The organism is Couchioplanes azureus, assembly GCF_014648355.1.
Taxonomy (GTDB): domain Bacteria; phylum Actinomycetota; class Actinomycetes; order Mycobacteriales; family Micromonosporaceae; genus Actinoplanes; species Actinoplanes azureus.
Genome location: NZ_BMQY01000001.1, coordinates 41,637 through 59,314, shown reverse-complemented (window position 1 = coordinate 59,314; position 17,678 = coordinate 41,637). Strand labels below are relative to the sequence as shown.

19 protein-coding genes, 2 tRNA genes and 1 pseudogene are annotated in these 17,678 nt (G+C 72.5%); 16 read left to right on the top strand and 6 right to left on the bottom strand.

The window, feature by feature from the left end:
• Window positions 1-110: 110 nt before the first annotated feature.
• Window positions 111-914 (top strand): fumarylacetoacetate hydrolase family protein, encoded by an 804-nt coding sequence (locus IEY99_RS00305; protein WP_189198647.1) that lies wholly within the window; start codon window positions 111-113, stop codon window positions 912-914.
• Here IEY99_RS00305 and IEY99_RS00300 read toward each other — a convergent pair.
• Window positions 903-1,649: a TetR/AcrR family transcriptional regulator gene (locus tag IEY99_RS00300; protein ID WP_189198646.1), complete on the bottom strand. Its 747-nt coding sequence runs from the start codon at window positions 1,647-1,649 to the stop codon at window positions 903-905. The two genes, IEY99_RS00305 and IEY99_RS00300, sit on opposite strands and share 12 nt — an antisense overlap.
• 74 nt (window positions 1,650-1,723) lie before the next feature.
• Here IEY99_RS00300 and IEY99_RS00295 point away from each other — a divergent pair, with 74 nt between their 5' ends.
• From IEY99_RS00295 to IEY99_RS00280, 4 genes are all read left to right on the top strand, one after another.
• Entirely contained in the window at window positions 1,724-2,530 is an 807-nt protein-coding gene (locus IEY99_RS00295) for an NAD(P)H-binding protein (protein WP_189198645.1), read from the top strand.
• Window positions 2,531-2,623: 93 nt separating this feature from the next.
• Window positions 2,624-2,695, top strand: a tRNA-Gln gene (locus IEY99_RS00290).
• Window positions 2,696-2,799: 104 nt separating this feature from the next.
• Window positions 2,800-2,875 (top strand) — tRNA-Glu (locus IEY99_RS00285).
• 134 nt (window positions 2,876-3,009) lie between these two features.
• Window positions 3,010-3,702 (top strand): MBL fold metallo-hydrolase, encoded by a 693-nt coding sequence (locus IEY99_RS00280; protein ID WP_189198644.1) that lies wholly within the window; start codon window positions 3,010-3,012, stop codon window positions 3,700-3,702.
• A gap of 23 nt (window positions 3,703-3,725) precedes the next feature.
• On the opposite strand, the gene IEY99_RS00275 is transcribed toward IEY99_RS00280, so the two are convergent.
• Entirely contained in the window at window positions 3,726-4,412 is a 687-nt protein-coding gene (locus tag IEY99_RS00275; protein WP_127497394.1) for an IclR family transcriptional regulator, read from the bottom strand.
• Between the two features lie 49 nt (window positions 4,413-4,461).
• On the opposite strand from IEY99_RS00275, the gene leuC reads away from it, so the two are divergent.
• The 4 genes and pseudogenes from leuC (at window position 4,462) to IEY99_RS00255 (ending at window position 8,220) form a co-directional block, all read left to right on the top strand.
• Window positions 4,462-5,907: a 3-isopropylmalate dehydratase large subunit gene (leuC, locus tag IEY99_RS00270; RefSeq protein ID WP_189198643.1), complete on the top strand. Its 1,446-nt coding sequence runs from the start codon at window positions 4,462-4,464 to the stop codon at window positions 5,905-5,907.
• A 16-nt stretch (window positions 5,908-5,923) separates the two neighbouring features.
• The gene (leuD, locus tag IEY99_RS00265; protein ID WP_189198642.1) at window positions 5,924-6,511 is read left to right on the top strand and encodes a 3-isopropylmalate dehydratase small subunit; all 588 of its coding nucleotides are present in this window, start codon (window positions 5,924-5,926) and stop codon (window positions 6,509-6,511) included.
• A 257-nt stretch (window positions 6,512-6,768) separates the two neighbouring features.
• A pseudogene (locus tag IEY99_RS00260) lies at window positions 6,769-7,467 on the top strand (HU family DNA-binding protein); the annotation flags it as partial.
• A 237-nt stretch (window positions 7,468-7,704) separates the two neighbouring features.
• Window positions 7,705-8,220 carry a hypothetical protein gene (locus IEY99_RS00255; RefSeq protein ID WP_229797943.1) on the top strand — a complete coding sequence of 172 codons (516 nt, stop codon included), beginning with the start codon at window positions 7,705-7,707 and terminating at the stop codon, window positions 8,218-8,220.
• Here IEY99_RS00255 and IEY99_RS00250 read toward each other — a convergent pair.
• The 4 genes from IEY99_RS00250 to cofC are packed head-to-tail and all read right to left on the bottom strand — an operon-like array spanning window position 8,177 to window position 12,252.
• Window positions 8,177-9,058, bottom strand: coding sequence for an NUDIX hydrolase (locus IEY99_RS00250; RefSeq protein WP_189198640.1), 882 nt, complete (start codon window positions 9,056-9,058; stop codon window positions 8,177-8,179). The genes IEY99_RS00255 and IEY99_RS00250 overlap by 44 nt on opposite strands.
• A 1-nt stretch (window position 9,059) precedes the next feature.
• Complete coding sequence (locus tag IEY99_RS00245; RefSeq protein WP_229797942.1) at window positions 9,060-11,333, bottom strand: RNA degradosome polyphosphate kinase; 2,274 nt, start codon at window positions 11,331-11,333, stop codon at window positions 9,060-9,062.
• Between the two features lie 45 nt (window positions 11,334-11,378).
• Window positions 11,379-11,576, bottom strand: a complete 198-nt coding sequence (locus tag IEY99_RS00240) for a cold-shock protein (RefSeq protein ID WP_189198639.1) — start codon at window positions 11,574-11,576, stop codon at window positions 11,379-11,381.
• Window positions 11,577-11,586: 10 nt separating this feature from the next.
• Complete coding sequence (gene cofC, locus IEY99_RS00235) at window positions 11,587-12,252, bottom strand: 2-phospho-L-lactate guanylyltransferase (protein ID WP_229797940.1); 666 nt, start codon at window positions 12,250-12,252, stop codon at window positions 11,587-11,589.
• Between the two features lie 117 nt (window positions 12,253-12,369).
• On the opposite strand from cofC, the gene IEY99_RS00230 reads away from it, so the two are divergent.
• The 7 genes from IEY99_RS00230 to IEY99_RS00200 all read left to right on the top strand — a co-directional run bounded on the left by IEY99_RS00230 (window position 12,370) and on the right by IEY99_RS00200 (window position 17,542).
• On the top strand, window positions 12,370-13,104 hold the full coding sequence (locus IEY99_RS00230; protein WP_189198637.1) for a lysophospholipid acyltransferase family protein: 735 nt from the start codon (window positions 12,370-12,372) through the stop codon (window positions 13,102-13,104).
• Window positions 13,101-14,096 (top strand): NAD(P)H-dependent glycerol-3-phosphate dehydrogenase, encoded by a 996-nt coding sequence (locus tag IEY99_RS00225; protein WP_189198636.1) that lies wholly within the window; start codon window positions 13,101-13,103, stop codon window positions 14,094-14,096. The genes IEY99_RS00230 and IEY99_RS00225 overlap by 4 nt, the downstream gene beginning before the upstream one ends.
• Window positions 14,093-15,205 carry a cystathionine gamma-lyase gene (locus tag IEY99_RS00220; RefSeq protein WP_189198635.1) on the top strand — a complete coding sequence of 371 codons (1,113 nt, stop codon included), beginning with the start codon at window positions 14,093-14,095 and terminating at the stop codon, window positions 15,203-15,205. The genes IEY99_RS00225 and IEY99_RS00220 overlap by 4 nt, the downstream gene beginning before the upstream one ends.
• A gap of 15 nt (window positions 15,206-15,220) precedes the next feature.
• Entirely contained in the window at window positions 15,221-15,580 is a 360-nt protein-coding gene (locus IEY99_RS00215) for a hypothetical protein (protein WP_189198634.1), read from the top strand.
• A gap of 83 nt (window positions 15,581-15,663) precedes the next feature.
• Entirely contained in the window at window positions 15,664-16,020 is a 357-nt protein-coding gene (locus IEY99_RS00210) for a GntR family transcriptional regulator (RefSeq protein WP_189198633.1), read from the top strand.
• The gene (locus tag IEY99_RS00205) at window positions 16,017-16,883 is read left to right on the top strand and encodes an ABC transporter ATP-binding protein (RefSeq protein ID WP_189198632.1); all 867 of its coding nucleotides are present in this window, start codon (window positions 16,017-16,019) and stop codon (window positions 16,881-16,883) included. The genes IEY99_RS00210 and IEY99_RS00205 overlap by 4 nt, the downstream gene beginning before the upstream one ends.
• Window positions 16,880-17,542, top strand: coding sequence for a hypothetical protein (locus IEY99_RS00200; protein WP_189198631.1), 663 nt, complete (start codon window positions 16,880-16,882; stop codon window positions 17,540-17,542). Before IEY99_RS00205 ends, IEY99_RS00200 begins: the two co-directional genes overlap by 4 nt.
• The last annotated feature ends 136 nt before the right edge of the window (window positions 17,543-17,678 follow it).

Sequence of the window (17,678 nt, the reverse complement as noted above, 5' to 3'; positions counted from 1 at the left end):
CGAGCCTCGGCGCCGCCGGTTGTGAGCAAGGCCCGGCGCAGCGGGGTCCGGGCGGGAGCCGGGGCGTAGCCTCGGTGCTGCGTGCAAGCTTTCGATGGATGGGGTTATCCGTGCGTTTCGCTCGTTTTGTTCATGCCGGTGGCGTGTCCTTCGGCGTCGTCGAGGGTGAGGCGCAGCCCGGCGCCCAGGGCCTGACGATCGCCGAGATCGACAGCATCCCGTTCCAGAACGTCCGCTTCACCGGGCAGCGTTGGGCGATCGCCGACGTCCGGCTGCTGGCACCCATCTTCTCCAGCAAGGTGATCGGCGTCGGGCGCAACTACGCCGACCACGCGGCCGAGATGGGCAACGAGGTGCCCAAGGAGCCGCTGATCTTCATCAAGCCGTCGACCTCGGTCATCGGTCCGAACGACGCCATCCGCATCCCGCCGGTCACCCGCCAGGTCGAGCACGAGGGCGAGCTGGCCGTGGTGATCGGCGCCAGCGGGGCCCGCCGGGTGGACCGGGCCGGCGCCCAGAAGGCCATCTTCGGCTACACCGTCGGCAACGACGTCACGGCGCGTGACCTGCAGCGCAGCGACCCGCAGTGGACCCGGGCGAAGGGCTTCGACTCGTTCTGCCCGCTCGGGCCGTGGATCGAGACCGAGCTGGACGTGAGCGACCTGGAGGTGCGCTGCGAGGTCGGCCGCAACCCCGAGGAGATGGAGGTACGCCAGCTCGGCCGCACCAAGGACATGGTCTTCGACGTGCCGGCGCTGGTGTCGTACGTGTCCCACGTGATGACCCTGCTGCCCGGCGACGTGATCCTCACCGGAACGCCGGCCGGCGTCGGGCCCCTCGTCCCGGGCGACACGGTGTCGGTGAGCGTCCAGGGGATCGGCGAGCTGCGCAACCCGGTGGTCTCACTCGACTGATCCGGCGATCCCGTCCAGCATGAGTCGCAGGCCGTAGGCGAACGCCGCCTCGGCCTGCTCCCCGGCGCCGCCGAAACCGCCCGCGTGCCACACCCGGGTCATCGCCGGGTGCTGCTCGACGTCGAACCAGTTCTCCCAGAAGCGGTCGCGCTCGCGCCACCACGCGTCGTTCGTCTGCCCGGTCGCCCGGTGCAGCAGCACGTTCTCGCCCTCCTGGCGGGCGGCGGCGGTGACGAACATGCCGATCGCCACCGCGGCCTCGTTGACGCGTGCCAGCGGCAATCCGGCATCCTCCACAGCGGACAGGACGTACTCGCGTTCGCGGAACACGCCGGGACCGAGCGGAGGCCGGACCGTCGGCACCCGGCTGAGCCACGGATGGGCCCGGTACATCGCCCGGGTCCGGTCCGCGTAAAGGCGGATCCGGTCACGCCAGTCCGGTGGCCGGGGATCGCCGGGGCCCGGCAGCTCGCGCGCGCCGAGCACCGCGTCCACCATCAGCTCGACGAGCTCGGCGCGCGAGGGTACGTACGTGTAGAGGGTCATCGTCCCCACGCCGAGGCGGGCGGCGACCCGGGCCATCGAGGTCGCCTCCAGGCCCTCCGCGTCGGCGAGGGCGACGGCGGCCGTCACCACCTCGTCCACGGTGAGCCGCGGCGGCCTGCCGGTCCGCGCCGGTGCCGCGGGGTTGCGGTGGCGCCACAGCAGGGGCAGCACCCGGTCCGGATCCGTCATCGACACCCCCGTCAATTTTCGTATAGCCTACGGGAACAGTTTTCGTAGGGCGTACGAGATGGGGAGGTGGCGCGATGCGGATCCTGGTGACCGGCGCGACCGGAGGCGTCGGACGGCTGGTCGTGGACGAGCTGCTAGCGCTCGGTGCCACGGACGTGCGGGCGCTCACGGTGAATCCGGCGCGGGCCGGGCTTCCCGCCGGGGTGGAGGCGGTCACGGGCTTCCTCGGCCGCCCGGCCGGTCTCCCGGCGGCCCTCGACGGGGTGGACCGGATGTATCTCGCTCCGCTGATCGAGACGAACGCCGAGGTGTGCCGGATGGCGGCCGCCGCGGGGGTGCGGCGCATCGTCGACATGGCCGGCGCCAAGGGGGACCACTGGCAGGCCGTCGAGGACGGCGTGGAGGCGTGCGGGGTGCCGTACGTGCACCTCGAGCCGGGCGAGTTCATGTCCAACGCCGAGCTGTGGGCCGGTCAGATCCGTGCCGGGGACGTGGTCCGCGACGGCTACGGCTCGGCCGCCAACGCGCCGATCGCCCTCGCCGACATCGCGGCGGTGGCGGCCCGCTGCCTGCTCGAGGACGGTCACGAGGGCCGGTCCTACGAGCTCACCGGCCCGGAGTCGCTGACCCGCCGGGAGCGCGTGGCCCTGATCGGCGCGGCGCTGGGCCGCGAGCTCACCTATGTCGACCTGCCCCACGACGAGCTGGTGCGGCAGCTGGAGGCGAGCATGGGCGAGCACGCCGCCTGGTACGCCGACGGCCTCCGGCTCCTGGCGGAACACCCGCAGCGCGCGGTACCCACGGTGGCCGAACTGACCGGACGCCCGGCCACCACCTTCGCCACCTGGGCCCGCACCCATGCGGACCTCTTCGAGGTGTGACCGGGGCGTTACCGAAACGCCAATTGGTAACCCGATTTGGAGGGCACCGGGGGCTCGGGTAGAGTTCCTACTCGGTACGGCAAGCCGTACCGATGGGGTATGGGGTAATTGGCAGCCCGACTGATTCTGGTTCAGTTAGTCTAGGTTCGAGTCCTGGTACCCCAGCGCTAAGGTCTCCCCGCGAGATCGGCGGCGCTGGACATCTGATAGAGTTCAGCACCGTTGCTGGAGCGGGAAAGACCGAAGCAAGAGCAACAATGGCAAGGCCTGGTCCCGTCGTCTAGCGGCCTAGGACGCCGCCCTCTCAAGGCGGTAGCGAGGGTTCGAATCCCTTCGGGACTACCAGCATCAAACGGCTCGTGTCGATGACACGGGCCGTTTTGCTTTCTCCACGCGTACTACGCGGCGCTGTGGATCGCTTACGCTGAGTTTAGCGCTGGGCGTAACCCCGCGGGCTTCAGACCCGCAACACTGTCAGTGTGACGGATCTTCAGGTACTGCGTGTCGATTTCGGCTATCTCATCCGGCCCGCCGCCGAGACCGGAACGGGATCGCCGCGGGTCGAGCCCTGTCTCGGCTACCTGATCGACCATCCCGACGGCGCGCTGCTCGTCGACACCGGCATGGGGTCGCATCCGGCCGTCGACGCCCACTACCGGCCGCGGCGGAGGGCGCTGGCGGACGCGCTCGCCGCCGTGGGGCGCCGGCCCGGCGACGTCCGGCACATCGTCAACTGCCATCTGCATTTCGACCACTGCGGCGGCAATCCGGAGCTGCCGGGGAGGCCCATCTTCGCGCAGCGGACGGAGCTGGAGCTGGCGCGGACGAAGGAGCGGCACACCCTGCCCGAGCTGATCGACTCGCCCGGTGCCCGCTACGTCGAGCTGGACGGCGAGGCCGAGATCCTGCCGGGCGTGGTGATCGTGCCCACACCCGGGCACACCGCCGGACACCAGTCGGTGGTGGTACGCCGCCGCGACGGCACGGTGGTGGTCGCCGGGCAGAGTCACGACCATGCGGCCGCCTTCACCGGCGACGTGCTGGCCCGGCGGGCGCGCGCCGACGGGGCGGGGCCACCGCTGCCGGTTTTCCCGGACTGGGTGGCCCGCCTCCTCCAGTTCGATCCGGCACGCGTCGTCTTCGCCCACGACAACGCGGTGTGGACCCCCTGAACCGGCGCGCCGCCGGGCTGCGGCTACAGCCCGCTCAGGCGCTGGCCCGCGCGGACCACGGCCATCGCGTGCCGCTCGCCGGGCCGGCGGCCGAGGCGCTCGATCGGGCCGCTGATGGAGATGGCCGCGATCACCCGCCCGGTCCGGTCCCGGATCGGCGCCGAGACGCTCGCCACACCCGGCTCGCGCTCGGCCACGCTCTGCGCCCAGCCGCGGCGGCGGACCTCGGCCAGCGTGCGCCCGGTGAACTTGCACCGCGGCAGCAGCGGCATGACCGCCTCGGGCGGCTCCCACGCGAGCAGGATCTGGGCCGCCGAGCCGGCCACCATCGGCAGCACCGAGCCGACCGGCACCGTGTCGCGCAGCCCGCTCGCCCGCTCCGCCGCCGCCACGCAGATGCGCTCGTCGGCGCGGCGCAGATAGAGCTGCGCGCTCTCACCGGTCGCGTCGCGCAGCGCCGACAGCAGCGGCTCGGCCGCGGTCAGCAGCACGTCGGGTGCCGCGTTGGCCAGCTCGCCGAGGCGCGGTCCGGGTCGCCAGCGTCCCTGGGTGTCCCGGACCAGCATCCGATGGATCTCCAGGGCCTGGGCCAGCCGGTGCGCGGTCGCCCGGGGGAGCTTCGTGCGGTCGACTAGTTCGGCCAGGCTGGCGCCGTCGACACAGGCCGCGAGGATGACCACTGCCTTGTCGAGAACGCCGACACCGCTCATACTGTGTCCCACAAGCCGAAACATACCTCCCAGAATTTAGGATGTCCAGATGGTGGGAGTCACTCCGAAGCCGAGGACCTTGGCAGAGAAGGTCTGGGACGACCACGTCGTCCGCTCTGCCGAGGGTGAGCCTGATCTGCTCTACATCGACCTTCACCTGCTGCACGAGGTGACCAGCCCGCAGGCCTTCGACGGTCTGCGCCTGGCCGGCCGCCGGGTCCGGCGCACCGATCTCACGCTCGCGACCGAGGACCACAACACCCCGACGGGGTACGCGGACCCGGCGTTCAACAACCGCCGCGGCGACCTGCTGACGATCGCCGACACGACCTCGCGGACGCAGATCGAGACGCTGCGCAAGAACTGTGCCGAGTTCGGCGTGCAGATCCGCTCGCTCGGCCACGAGCAGCAGGGCATCGTGCACGTGATCGGTCCGCAGCTCGGCCTGACCCAGCCGGGCACCACCATCGTCTGCGGCGACTCCCACACCGCGACCCACGGCGCGTTCGGGGCGCTGGCCTTCGGCATCGGCACCAGCGAGGTCGAGCACGTGCTCGCGACGCAGACGCTGCCGCAGTCGAAGCCGAAGACGATGGCGGTCACCGTCGTCGGCGACCTGCGCCCGGGCGTCACCGCCAAGGACCTCATCCTCGCGCTCATCGCCCAGGTGGGCACCGGTGGCGGCAACGGCCACATCGTCGAGTACCGCGGCGAGGCGATCCGCAAGCTCTCCATGGAGGGCCGGATGACCATCTGCAACATGTCCATCGAGTGGGGCGCCAAGGCCGGCATGATCGCGCCGGACGAGACCACCTTCGCGTACCTCAAGGGCCGCGAGCACGCCCCCACGGGTGCCGACTGGGACGCTGCGGTCGCCTACTGGAGCTCGCTCGGCACGGACGAGGGCGCGCAGTTCGACACCGAGGTGATTTTGGACGCCTCCGCCCTCAGCCCGTTCGTCACCTGGGGCACCAACCCGGGACAGGGTGCCCCGCTGGACTCCGTCGTGCCGGATCCGGAGGAGTTCGTCGAGGAGGTCGAGCGCAACGCCGCCCGCCGCGCGCTGGAATACATGGGCCTGGAGGCCGGGACGCCGCTCAAGGACGTACCGGTCGACGTGGTCTTCGTGGGCTCCTGCACCAACGGCCGCATCGAGGACCTGCGCGCCGCCGCCGACGTGATCCGTGGCCGCAAGGTGCACGACGGGGTGCGGATGATGATCGTGCCGGGGTCGTACCAGGTGCGGGAGGCCGCCGAGCAGGAGGGCCTGGACAAGGTCTTCCTCGACGCCGGTGCCGAATGGCGCTTCGCCGGCTGCTCCATGTGCCTGGGCATGAACCCCGACACGCTCAGCCCGGGCCAGCGCGCCGCTTCCACCTCCAACCGCAACTTCGAGGGCCGGCAGGGCCGTGGTGGGCGCACCCATCTCGTCTCGCCGGAGGTCGCCGCCGCCACCGCCGTGGTGGGCCGGCTGGCCGCCCCCGCCGACCTCTGAGCCGAGAGAGACCGTCATGGAGAAGTTCACCACCCACACCGGCAAAGTCATGCCGCTGCGCCGCTCCGATGTGGACACCGACCAGATCATCCCGGCCGTGTACCTGAAGCGGGTCACCCGGACCGGCTTCGAGGACGGGCTCTTCAGCGCCTGGCGCGACGACCCGTCGTTCGTCCTGAACAACCCGGCGCACGCCGGCGCGACGATCCTGGTCGCCGGGCCCGACTTCGGCACCGGTTCGTCGCGCCAGCACGCCGTCTGGGCCCTGCGCGACTGGGGTTTCAAGGTCGTCGTCGCCGCCCGCTTCGGCGACATCTTCCGCAGCAACGCGCTCAAGGAAGGCCTGCTGCCGGTGCAGCTCGACCAGAAGGCGGTCGAGGCGCTCTGGGACATGGCCGACAGCGAGCCGGAGAAGCGGATCACCGTGGACCTCGCCGAGCGCCAGGTACGGGCGGACGACGCCGCCTGGGGCTTCCCGATCGACGACTTCAGTCGCTGGCGCCTCATGGAGGGCCTCGACGACATCGGACTGACCCTGCGACACGAGAGCGCGATTACCTCGTACGAGAAAGTCCGGCCGGCCTACAAGCCGGTCGTCGTCTGAGCCGCAAAACCCTGTCAGTACAGGCTTTTTCGCCCCCGCCGGCCGTCCGACGGGGGCGAATTCGTTGCGACACAACGGTTTTTTTTCCGGCTAATGTTTGTGTCTGCTGGTCAGAGGGCATACGGTGCGCGCAGAATGGCTCGCATTGGGCCAGTGATGCTCGCCACGACGGTGGAGACCCCGTAGGCGACTTGCGCAGGGCGCAGATCAAGGTAGGTCGTGAACGAGCATCTGTTCTCACGTTCGGGAGGAAAACCGTGAACAAGGCCGAGCTCATCGAGGCGCTCGCCGCCCGACTGGGGGACCGGAAGACGGCGACAGCGGCGCTGGACGCGGTGATCAGCGAGGTGCAGACCGCCGTCACCAAGGGCGACCGTGTTGCCATCACCGGTTTCGGGGTCTTCGAGAAGCGGGCGCGCAACGCGCGCACGGCTCGGAATCCGCGCACCGGCGAACCAGTCAAGGTGAAGAAGACGTCCGTCCCCGCCTTCAAGCCCGGCACGGGTTTCCGGGAGATGGTCGCCAGCGGCAAGGTGGCCAAGGCCGCCGCCGCGAAGAAGACGACGGCCACCAAGGCCACCGCCACCAAGGCGACCGCGACGAAGGCCACCGCCACCAAGGCGGCTGCCACCAAGGCCACCGCCACCAAGGCCACCGCCACCAAGGCGACCGCCACCAAGGCCACGGCGGCCAAGAAGACCGCCCCGGCCAAGGCGGCCGCCACCAAGACGGCGCCGGCCAAGAAGACCACGGCCGCCAAGGCGACGGCGACGAAGGCCACCGCGGCCAAGTCGACCGCCACCAAGGCCACCGCGGCCAAGGCGACCGCCACCAAGGCCACGGCGGCGAAGAAGACCGCCACGAAGGCCGCCCCGGCCAAGGCGGCCGCCACCAAGACGGCGGCGGCCAAGAAGACCACGGCCAAGGCCACGCCGGCGAAGAAGACCGCCACCAAGACGGCGGCCGCCACGAAGGCGGCCCCGGCGCGCAAGACGGCCGCCCGCAAGACCACGGCCGCGGCCAAGGCCACCCCGGCCAGCAAGGCCACCACGGCGCGCGCGACGCCGGCCCGCAAGACCCGCTGACGCGACCGCTCAGCGGGCCGCTGACGAGACGAAAGGCGTCCACCCTTCCGGTGGACGCCTTTCGCGTGTTCCGGCGCCACAGCGGCCGCTGAGCCTACGGTCCGCTGCATGAACCGCAGAACCACCCGGGACGACCCCGAGGCAGCGGCCGGATCGGCGCTGCCCTCCCGCGATCCGGCCCGGCCGCGCGGCCTGGTGAGCCGGTCGCTGATCGCCGCCGCCGTCTTCGTCGCCGCCGTGCTGCCCGGCTGGGCCCTGGGCGACGCCGCGGAACGCTGGACCGGCTGGGGGCTGCTCGACTGGCTCGTCACCTGTGCGCTGTCCGGCGTGGCCGTGTTCCTGCTGGCGCCGTACGGCTCGTACCGGCGCCGGGACGCGGTGCTCGGGCTCGTACCCTTCTACGGCTGGTATCTGACCAGCGTGCTCTGCTGGCGCATCGCGCTGCTGCCGCTGCGCGACTGGGAACCCCGCGAGGACGAGTTGTGGCGCGCCCGCTGGCTCACCGGCGACCTGATCGGCTTCTGGCGGGCGGACCCGCTGCCGCCGCCCCTGCCGCGCCGCCCGTCCGGCGGCTCCCGGCTCAGAACCGGCTCAGCGCCACGAGCCGGTCGCCCGACCAGGTGAGCACCCAGCCGTCGCCCTTGGGCGTCTTGTAGGGCGCCGGGTCGTCCACGCCGTCGAGGAGCGCCAGCAGCCCCGGGATGACCTTGCCCTGGCTGCAGATCGCCGTACGCCGGCCGTCGCGCAGCTCGACCAGCCGGGCCGCCGCGGCCTTCACCCGCGCCGGAATCTCCTCGGGCTCCCCGGGCTCGGCGAAGGCCGAGTCCGTGGCGATCGGCAGCCCCAGCCGGTCGGCGAGCGGCTCGAACGTCTGCCGGCAGCGCAGCGGCGTCGCCGCGACCAGCCGCCGGGGAGCGAAGAGGGCGGCGGCCGCGGCCATCGTCTCGGCCTGGGCCCGGCCCCGGTCGTCGATGGGCCGCAGCGCGTCGTTGCCGGCGAAGTCCTTGCGCCGGCCCGCGTGCGCGTGCCGGACCAGCAGGGTCACCCCGGTCACCCGTGGCAGGGCGACGACGTGCTCGACCAGGCGGCGGTCGTCCGGATAGCTCAGCCGGGCGACGGCCTCGCGCGGCGGCAGCCACACCACGGCGTCGACCTCGGTCGGATCCTGCGGCTCCGCGGCCGGTCCGTCACCGGCTCGCAGCAACCAGAAGTCCACGGTCTTCGGCACGCCGTCGGGCATCGTGTACGAGACCCCGGGCAGCCGCAGCTGCGGCTCGCCGCGGACGCCGGTCTCCTCCAGCACCTCGCGCACCGCCGCGGCCAGCGGATGCTCGGCTCCGTCCAGCTTGCCCTTGGGCAGACTCCAGTCCGCACGGTACGGCCGGTGCACGACGCAGATCTCGATCCCGTCGCCGGCCGGACGCCACAGCACCCCACCGGCGGCGCGGACAGTCTCCGTCAACTCAGACCGCCTTGCCGATGACCCGGCGCAGCAGCGCCTCCTGCAGGTGGATGTGCGGCTCGCCGTGGCTCGAGGAGCGCCGGTGCCAGGTGCCGTCGCCCGCCAAGTCCCAGCCCTCGCTCTCGTCGCTCATGGCCAATTCCAGCACATTGCGCAGATCCTCCTGCGCGGACGGCAGAGTGACACGCACCAGCGCCTCGACCCGGCGGTCGAGGTTGCGGTGCATCAGGTCCGCCGACCCGATCCAGTATTCGGCGTCGTCGCCGGCGCCGAAGCGGAACACTCTTGAGTGCTCCAGGAAACGGCCGACGACCGAGCGGACCCGGATGTTGTCCGAGAGCCCCGGCACGCCGGGCCGCAGCGCACACATACCCCGGATCACCAGGTCGACGCGTACGCCGTCCTGTGAGGCCCGGTAGAGGGCGTCGCAGGTCTCCTCGTCCACCAGCGAGTTCACCTTGAACTGCACCAGCGCCTCGCCGCCCGAGCGGGCCAGCCGGGCCTGCTCCTCGATCCGCTCGATCAGGCCCCTGCGGACCCCGTGCGGGGCGACCAGCAGGCGGCGGAACGCGGTCTGGCGGCTGTAACCGGTGAGCACGTTGAACAGGTCGGTGACGTCCGCGCCGACCTCCGGGTCGGCGGTGAGCATGCCGAAGTCCTCGTACAGGCGGGCGGTCTTGGGGTGGTAGTTGCCCGTGCCGATGTGGCAGTAGCGGCGGATCTGGTTGCCCTCCTGGCGTACGACGAGGGAGGTCTTGCAGTGCGTCTTGAGGCCGACGAGGCCGTAGACCACGTGGCAGCCGGCCTTCTCCAGGGTGCGGGCCCAGGCGATGTTGGCGACCTCGTCGAAGCGCGCCTTCACCTCGACCAGCACCACCACCTGCTTGCCGGCGGCGGCCGCGTCGACCAGCGCGTCGACGATCGGCGAGTCCCCGCTGGTGCGGTAGAGCGTCTGCTTGATGGCCAGGACGTTCTCGTCCGCCGCGGCCTGCTCGATGAAGCGCTGCACGCTCGTGGAGAACGAGTGGTACGGGTGGTGCACGAGGATGTCGCACTCGCGCAGCCGGTTGAAGACGCTGCGCGGTACCTCGCCGTCGGCCAGTTGCGGGTGCGTCGCCGGCACGAACGGGCGGTCCTTCAGGTCGTCGCGGTCGGCCTCGCCGTAGACCTGCCACAGGGCCGCCAGATCCAGCAGGCCGGGCACCCGCAGCACGTCCTCGTCGTTCATGTCGAGCTCGCGGGCGAGCAGGTCCAGGACATGGTCGCTGATCGAGGCCGCCACCTCCAGGCGTACGGGCGGGCCGAAGCGCCGCTGCGCCAGCTCGCGTTCCAGGGCCTGCAGCAGGTCCTCGTCGCGGTCCTCGTCGACCTCCACCTCGGCGTTGCGGGTCACCCGGAACAGGTGCCACTCCAGGATCTGCATGCCGGAGAAAAGCTGATCCAGGTGTACGGCGATGAGCTCCTCGACGGGCAGGAAACGCACGCCCCGGCTGTCGTTCTGCACCGTCACGAGGCGCGGCACGTTGTTGGGCACCTTGATGCGGGCGAACAACTCGCCGCTGTTGTCGACCGGGTCGCGCAGCACCACGGCCAGGTTGAGCGAGCGGCTGGAGATGTAGGGGAACGGGTGCGCCGGGTCCACGGCGAGCGGCGTGAGCACCGGGAAGACCTGCTCGCGGAAGAAGGTGCGCAGCCGCTCGCGCTCCGGCGCGTCCAGCTCCGCCCAGCTGACCAGCTCGATGCCCTCGGCCTGCAGCTTGGGGCGTACCTCCTCGGCGAAGCAGGCGGCGTGCCGGGTCACCAGGTCGGCGGCCCGCTCGGTGATCATCTCCAGCTGGTTGCGCAGCGAGCTGCGGTCCCCGCCGCGCATCGGCAGGCCGGCCTTGAGCCGCCGCTTCAGGCCGGCCACCCGGACCATGTAGAACTCGTCGAGGTTGCTCGCGAAGATCGCCAGGAACTTGGCCCGTTCCAACAGGGGCGTCCCGGGATCCTCGGCGAGGGCCAGGACGCGGGCGTTGAAGTCGAGCCAGGACAGCTCGCGGTTGAGGAAGCGGTCGTCGGGCAGCTCGGCGCGCTCCACGGGGGTGTCGCCGGTGCGCGGTGCGGCGGTCGTCACGGCAGGCTCCGTCGGCTCGATGGCGGTCGGTCTGGTCGTGGTCGGGGTCGTGGCGGGGGTCGGCGTCGGGGTCGATCGCAGGAACCGCCCGTCCCCGCCGCGCCGCCGCGCGGGAGCCGCGGGCATGGCGGAGCGCGGGGTCCGGGGCGGGATGGTCATCACTCCATCATTGCCCGTCCAGGGGCAATGAGAAATGAACAAAGCTCAGCTGATTCCGGAAACTTGGACCTTGGTCACGGAGCCGTCCGCCGCCGTCTCGACGGCGACCCGCTGGCCCAGGCGCAGCAGGCGCAGCCCGGAGGCGTGGAACGCCGCCGCGGGGAAGGCCAGCTCGCTGCCGTCGTCGAGCAGCAGCGTGCCGCTGTGGGTCTGGGAATCGAAGGTCGCGACCGTGCCCTGCATAGGGTGCACGCTACCGGGGCGGCCCGGCCGGCACCCGGTAGGAGCCGCATCCCGCGAGCCCGAGACCGCGCAGCAGCGCGCAGGTGTGGTCGCCGGCGCCGAGTTCCAGCACCGTACGCAGATCCGCGGCGGTGTCCACATCCTGGCGCAGCCCCGGCCACTCCCCGCCCAGCGCGACGGCGCCCGAGGCGGCGTGGGCGGCCGCCGAGCCGGCGCCGAACCGGGGGTCCAGGGCCGTGCCCCGGCCCGCGGTCAGCAGCACCGTGCCCGAACCGGCCGCGTCCACCACGAATCCCCGGGCGTCGCCGGCGGCGAGCAGCGCGGCGCCGAGCTCGTCCGGGCGTAGCGCCGGGAGGTCGCCGGCCAGGGCGGCGCGCCGGCGACCGGGACCGACGGCCACCTCGGCGCCGTGGCGCAGGGCCGCGTTCAGCCCGCCGCCGACGTCGCCCACCACCCGGGCGCCGAGCGCGGCCACGGCGGCGGCCGCGACGGGGTCGTCCGTCACCACGACCACCTCGCCGACCTGTTCGCAGGCGGCGATCGCCGTGACGGTGTCGCGGACCATGGCCAGCGCGAGCCGCTCGTGCCAGGCGGCGGGGACGGCGCCGCGCAGCCGGCTCTTGGCCGCGCTGAGGCGCTTGACGGGAACGACCGCCGTCCAGTCCGGTGCTGACACGCGGACAATCCTGCCATCGGCGCGCCCGCGGGCCGGAGCCCGATCCGCCCCGCGCTGGCTCCGGCGGCGGCGAGCAGGCATGATTTCGTCCCAGGGTGTGGGGATGGAGGAGATACCGTGGCGCAGCGCAGGCTGGGGTTCTGGCGGCGACTGGCGGTGGGGCTGGTGCTGCCGACCATGTGGTTCTGGACGAAGCGGCGCTGGTACGGCATGGAGAACCTGCCTTCCGGCGGCTTCATCATCACGCCGAACCACATGTCGCAGTTCGACCCGCTGCTCGTGGCGCACTACGTCTACGGCGCCGGTCGCTGGCCCCGCTTCCTCGCCAAGGCCAGCATCTGGAAGGTGCCGTTCGTGGGCTTCATGCTCCGCAAGACCGAGCAGATCCCGGTGGAACGCGGCAGTGTGGAGGCGGTGAAGTCGCTGGACACCCTCGTCCAGGCCATCCAGGAGGGCGGCGTCGTGGTGATCTACCCGGAGGGCACGACGACGCGGGACCCGCAGCTGTGGCCGATGCGCGGCAAGACCGGCGCCGCCCGGCTCGCGCTGCTCACCGGCGCCCCGGTCGTGCCCATGGCCAGCTGGGGGTCGCAGCAGGTGCACGACGTACGGACCAAGAAGATCTCGCTGCGGCCGCGCCGGGCGGTCAGCGTCGTCGCCGGCAAGCCGGTCGACCTGAGCCGGTGGATGGGTGAGGCGCCGACCCGGGCGGTACTGGAGCAGATGACCGAGGCGATCCAGCTCGCCAGCCGGGACCTGCTCGCCGAGCTGCGCCAGGAGCCGCCGCCCGACGGTCTCTACGAGGTGCCCTCGCGCCGGCGCACCGGCCCGGCCTCGGAGCAGTCGGCATGAGCCGCTCGGCGGTGCTGGGCGCCGGCGCCTGGGGCACGGCGGTCGCCAAGGTCCTGGCCGACGCCGGGGCCGACGTCACGATCTGGGCGCGCCGGGAGACCGTCGCCGCCGCCATCCGCGAGCACGGCGTCAACGAGGCCGCGCTGCCCGGCGTCAAGCTGCCCGAGCGGATCACCGCCACCAGCGACCTCGCCGCCGCGGTCGAGGGCGCCGGGATCGTCTTCCTGGCGGTGCCGTCTCAGACGCTGCGCGGCAACCTCGCCGACTGGGCCGGGCACCTGCCGCCCGATGCCACGCTGGTGTCGCTGATGAAGGGCATCGAGCTCGGCACGACCAAGCGGATGAGCCAGGTCATCGTCGAGACCGCGGGCGTGGAGCCGGGCCGGGTGGTGGTGGTCTCCGGCCCCAACCTGGCCCCGGAGATCGCCGCCGAGCAGCCCGCCGCCACGGTCGTGGCCGGGACCGACCCGGCGCGCACCCAGCTCGTGCAGCAGGCCCTGGCGCTGCCGTACATCCGGCCGTACACCAGCGACGACGTCATCGGCTGCGAGCTGGGTGGCGCGGTCAAGAACGTCATCGCGCTCGCGTACGGCATGGCGACGGCGATGGGCATGGGCGACAACACCAAGGCCTCCCTGATCACCCGCGGGCTGGCCGAGACCGCCCGGCTCGGCGTCGCGCTGGGCGCCGACCCGATGACCTTCGCCGGCCTGGCCGGGCTGGGCGACCTGGTGGCGACGTGTTCGTCGCCGCTGTCGCGCAACCGGACGTTCGGCGAGCACCTGGGCCGCGGCGAGTCGCTGGAGGCGGCGCAGGCGTCGACCAAGCAGACCGCCGAGGGCGTGAAGAGCTGTCTGGCGATCCGGGACCTGGCCCGGGCGCACGGCGTCGAGATGCCCATCACCGAGCAGGTGGAGCGGGTCTGCCACGAGGGCGTGGACCCGCGCGTGGCGGTGAAGCTGCTGATGGGCCGCGAGATGAAGCCGGAATGACCGGGCACGCCGGCCGGGGTGACGGCACGCGGGTCGTGCACGCCGGCCTGCCCGCGCCCGTGCCGGGCCGGCCGTTCCTGCCCGGGCCGGTGTTCGCGGCGCCGTACCACCTGGATCCCGTCGCGGGGCCGGGGGAGGACGGCTACGGCCGCCCGGACAACCCGACCCGGCGGGCGCTGGAGGCGGCGATCGGGGAGCTGGAGGGCGGCGCGGTCCGGGCCTTCGCCAGCGGCCAGGCGGCCATCACCGCACTGCTGCTGGCGGTGCTGCGCCCGGGCGACACGGTGATGCTGCCCGCCGACGGCTACTTCACCGTGCGCGCGTTCGCCGAGGGCACCCTGCGGGAGCTGGGCGTCGCCACGGTGCTCGCGCCGACCGCCGGGCCGTACCCGTCCTTCGACGGCGTGCGCCTGGTGCTGCTGGAGACCCCCGCCAACCCCGGGCTGGACGTCTGCGACCTGCGCGCGGTCGCGGCGGACGCCCATGCGGCGGGTGCCCTCGTCGCGGTGGACAACACCACCGCGACGCCGCTGGGGCAGCGCCCGCTCGAGCTGGGCGCGGACCTGGTCGTGGCCTCCGGCACCAAGGCGCTGACCGGCCACTCCGACCTGCTGCTCGGTTACCTGGCGACCCGCGACGAGGACCTGCTCGACCGGGTGACCACCTGGCGGGCGCAGACCGGTGGCGTCCCCGGCGCCTTCGACTGCTGGCTGGCCCACCGCTCGCTGGCCACGCTGGACCTGCGGCTGGCCCGGCAGAGCGCCAACGCGGCCGCGGTGGCGGGCCTGCTCGCCGGGCGCGGCGACGTGACCGGGCTGCGCTGGCCGGGCCTGGAGACCGACCCGTCGTACCCGGTCGCGCGGGCGCAGATGCGGCGCGTCCCCGGCATCGTCTCCTTCGACCTGGGCGGCGCGGAGCGGGTGGCCCGGTTCCTGGCGGCCTCGGCGCTGGTCTTCGCGGCGACGTCGTTCGGCGGGTTGCACACCACGGCGGACCGGCGGGCGCAGTGGGGCGACGACACCGCGCCGGGCTTCGTACGGCTCTCCTGCGGCATCGAGGACGCCGACGACCTGCTGGCGGATCTCACCGCGGCCCTGGACGAGGCCTGATCTACGGTTCTTGCCATGGAGTGGAGCAGTTTCAGCGGCGCCGAGGTGACCGCGCTGGCGCAGGGCGAGAGCTTCTTCGCCGCCCCTGGGGAACGGGAGTGTCCCGCCTGCGGTCGGCGCAGTGTGCGCGCGTACGTGAATGCTCCGGAGAACGCCCGCCGGCCCACCCTGGTGAGCTACGTCTGGTGTTCCGCCTGCCACCGGTTCGTCGGCACCCGGGCCAAGCACCCCGAGGGCCTGGTCTTCTCCGACCCGCTGGCCACGCTCGCCGCCGGTGAGCGGCGGGAGCTGGAGCGCAGCCTCGTCGGCTTCCTCGCCCATCTCGACCGGCTGTGGGACGAGGGCGTCCTGCCGCAGACGTTCGCGGCCGCCTGACGTCCGTCCGCCTTGCTTCCGGGCGGCACTGGCTCTATGGTTCATTACATTAGTGGTGAACCCCCGAAGTAGGGAGCCTCCGCGTGTTCGACGACCGGAGCCCGATCTACGTGCAGATCGCCGACGGCATCAAGAACGACATCCTGAGCGGGGCACTCGAGGAGGACGGGCAGGTCATGTCCACCAACCAGTACGCGGCCTTCTACCGCATCAACCCCGCCACGGCGGCCAAGGGCTTCGCCCAGCTCGTCGACGAGGGCGTGCTCTACAAGAAGCGCGGCATCGGCATGTTCGTCAGCCCCGACGCCCGCGCCCGGCTGCGCGCGCAGCGGCGCGAGCGGTTCTTCGCCGACGTGGTCGATCCCATGCTCGCCGAGGCCCGCATGATCGGCGTCTCGGTCGAGGAGATCAAGAAGCACCTCGACGGGGGGCGGCAATGATCTCGATCCGGGACCTCACGGTCACCTACGGCGCCACGACCGCCGTCGACCGGCTCACCCTCGACCTCGCGCCCGGCCGGATCCACGGGCTGCTGGGGCGCAACGGCTCGGGGAAGACCAGCCTGCTCAGCGTGCTGGCCGGGTTCCGCCGGGCCGACGGCGGCACGGTGCGGGTGGACGGCGCCGACCCCTTCGAGAACGCCGGGCTCATGCGGGACACCGTGTTCGTCCGGGACACGCTCGACGTGCCGGCGGGCGACCGGATCGGCACGGTCCTCGACTTCCACGCCCGGTTGCGGCCGCGCTGGGACGCCGGTTACGCGGACCGCCTCCTCGACGCCTTCGGCCTCGACCGGCGCACCCGGGTGGCGGCACTGTCGCGGGGACAGCGGTCCGGCCTCGGCGTGGTCCTCGGGCTCGCCTGCCGTGCCCCGCTCACCCTGCTCGACGAGGTGTACCTCGGCATGGACGCGGGCGCCCGGGCCACCTTCTACCGCGAGCTGCTCGACGACTACCTCGCCCACCCGCGCACGATCATCCTCTCCACCCACCTGATCCAGGAGGTCGCCGACCTCTTCGAGGAGGTGGTCATCGTCGACCGCGGGCGGCTGGTCGTGCAGGAGGACACCGACACCTTCCGGTCGCGCGGGGTCGCGGTGACCGGTCCGGCCGCGGCGGTGCAGGCCTTCTCCTCCGGTCGTACGGTGCTCAGCGAGCAGAGCCTCGGCGGCGTCCGTCAGGTCACCCTGTACGGCGCCCTGAGCGACGGCGACCAGCGGCACGCCGCGACGGCCGGCCTGAGCCTCGCCCCGGTCGGCGTCCAGGATCTCTTCGTCCACCTCACCTCGGAGGCCCGTCGATGAACGCGGTGTTCCACGTGCTGCTGCACAGGCACCGGCTGCCCTTGCTGCTCGTCGCCGTGGCTCTGCTGGTGGGCCTGGTGGCCACCGCCCTCGTGGTCGGCGCGGCCACGGATCCGGGCTTCAGCCCCTGGCTGACGGTGGCCGGTTCGGCGGTCAAGTACTGGCTCGGCGCCTTCGGCATCCTGCTGGTCGTGACCCACCTGCGCCACTTCGTGGCGGCGGGCCTCACCCGCCGCGCCGTCCTGGCGGGCGGCGCGGCACTCGGCGCGCTCCTGGCGCTCGGCGGTGCCGTACTGGTCCCGCTGGGGCACGGCCTGGAAGAGGCGCTGATCGGCGACGTCTCGGCGGGCTACCCGCCGTGGTCCCCGGCCGTCGCGGTCGGCGAGTTCGGCCGCCTGTTGCCGATCTGCCTCGCCTTCCTCGTCTCCGGGACCGTACTCGCGGCGGCCTTCTACCGCTTCGGCACGTGGCGGGGGCTGCCCCTGGCGGCGCTCGCCGGCCTGCCGCTGCTGGTGTCCCAGGAACTGCTCCGCTCCGACGGCTCGGACCTGCCGTACCCGGCCGCTCTGGCCGTGTCGCTGGCGGTGACCCTGCTCGGCGCCGTGCTGTGCCGGTGGCTGGTCAGCGACGTGGCAATCCGCCGTCCGGCCACGCCCTGACACTGTGGGTGCCGGCTTCATCGACGCTGGGTGGGCGGTCCGGCGAGGTGGCGCCCGCCGTATCCGGAAAGTGCCCTACGCAGAGTAGGGTCTTCCCGGCATGCCCCCGGCAGGCAGCCTCAGGTCCGGCAATCGA

Excerpts from the sequence above, each read along its gene's own strand:
- leuD (WP_189198642.1), top strand. The coding sequence starts at position 5,924 with ATGGAGAAGTTCACCACCCACACCGGCAAAGTCATGCCGCTGCGCCGC.
- IEY99_RS00220 (WP_189198635.1), top strand. The coding sequence starts at position 14,093 with ATGACCGGGCACGCCGGCCGGGGTGACGGCACGCGGGTCGTGCACGCC.
- IEY99_RS00240 (WP_189198639.1), bottom strand. The coding sequence starts at position 11,576 with ATGCAGGGCACGGTCGCGACCTTCGATTCCCAGACCCACAGCGGCACG.
- IEY99_RS00200 (WP_189198631.1), top strand. The coding sequence starts at position 16,880 with ATGAACGCGGTGTTCCACGTGCTGCTGCACAGGCACCGGCTGCCCTTG.
- IEY99_RS00205 (WP_189198632.1), top strand. The coding sequence starts at position 16,017 with ATGATCTCGATCCGGGACCTCACGGTCACCTACGGCGCCACGACCGCC.
- IEY99_RS00300 (WP_189198646.1), bottom strand. The coding sequence starts at position 1,649 with ATGACGGATCCGGACCGGGTGCTGCCCCTGCTGTGGCGCCACCGCAAC.
- IEY99_RS00225 (WP_189198636.1), top strand. The coding sequence starts at position 13,101 with ATGAGCCGCTCGGCGGTGCTGGGCGCCGGCGCCTGGGGCACGGCGGTC.
- IEY99_RS00295 (WP_189198645.1), top strand. The coding sequence starts at position 1,724 with ATGCGGATCCTGGTGACCGGCGCGACCGGAGGCGTCGGACGGCTGGTC.
- leuC (WP_189198643.1), top strand. The coding sequence starts at position 4,462 with ATGGTGGGAGTCACTCCGAAGCCGAGGACCTTGGCAGAGAAGGTCTGG.
- IEY99_RS00245 (WP_229797942.1), bottom strand. The coding sequence starts at position 11,333 with ATGACCATCCCGCCCCGGACCCCGCGCTCCGCCATGCCCGCGGCTCCC.
- IEY99_RS00275 (WP_127497394.1), bottom strand. The coding sequence starts at position 4,412 with ATGAGCGGTGTCGGCGTTCTCGACAAGGCAGTGGTCATCCTCGCGGCC.
- IEY99_RS00215 (WP_189198634.1), top strand. The coding sequence starts at position 15,221 with ATGGAGTGGAGCAGTTTCAGCGGCGCCGAGGTGACCGCGCTGGCGCAG.
- IEY99_RS00255 (WP_229797943.1), top strand. The coding sequence starts at position 7,705 with ATGAACCGCAGAACCACCCGGGACGACCCCGAGGCAGCGGCCGGATCG.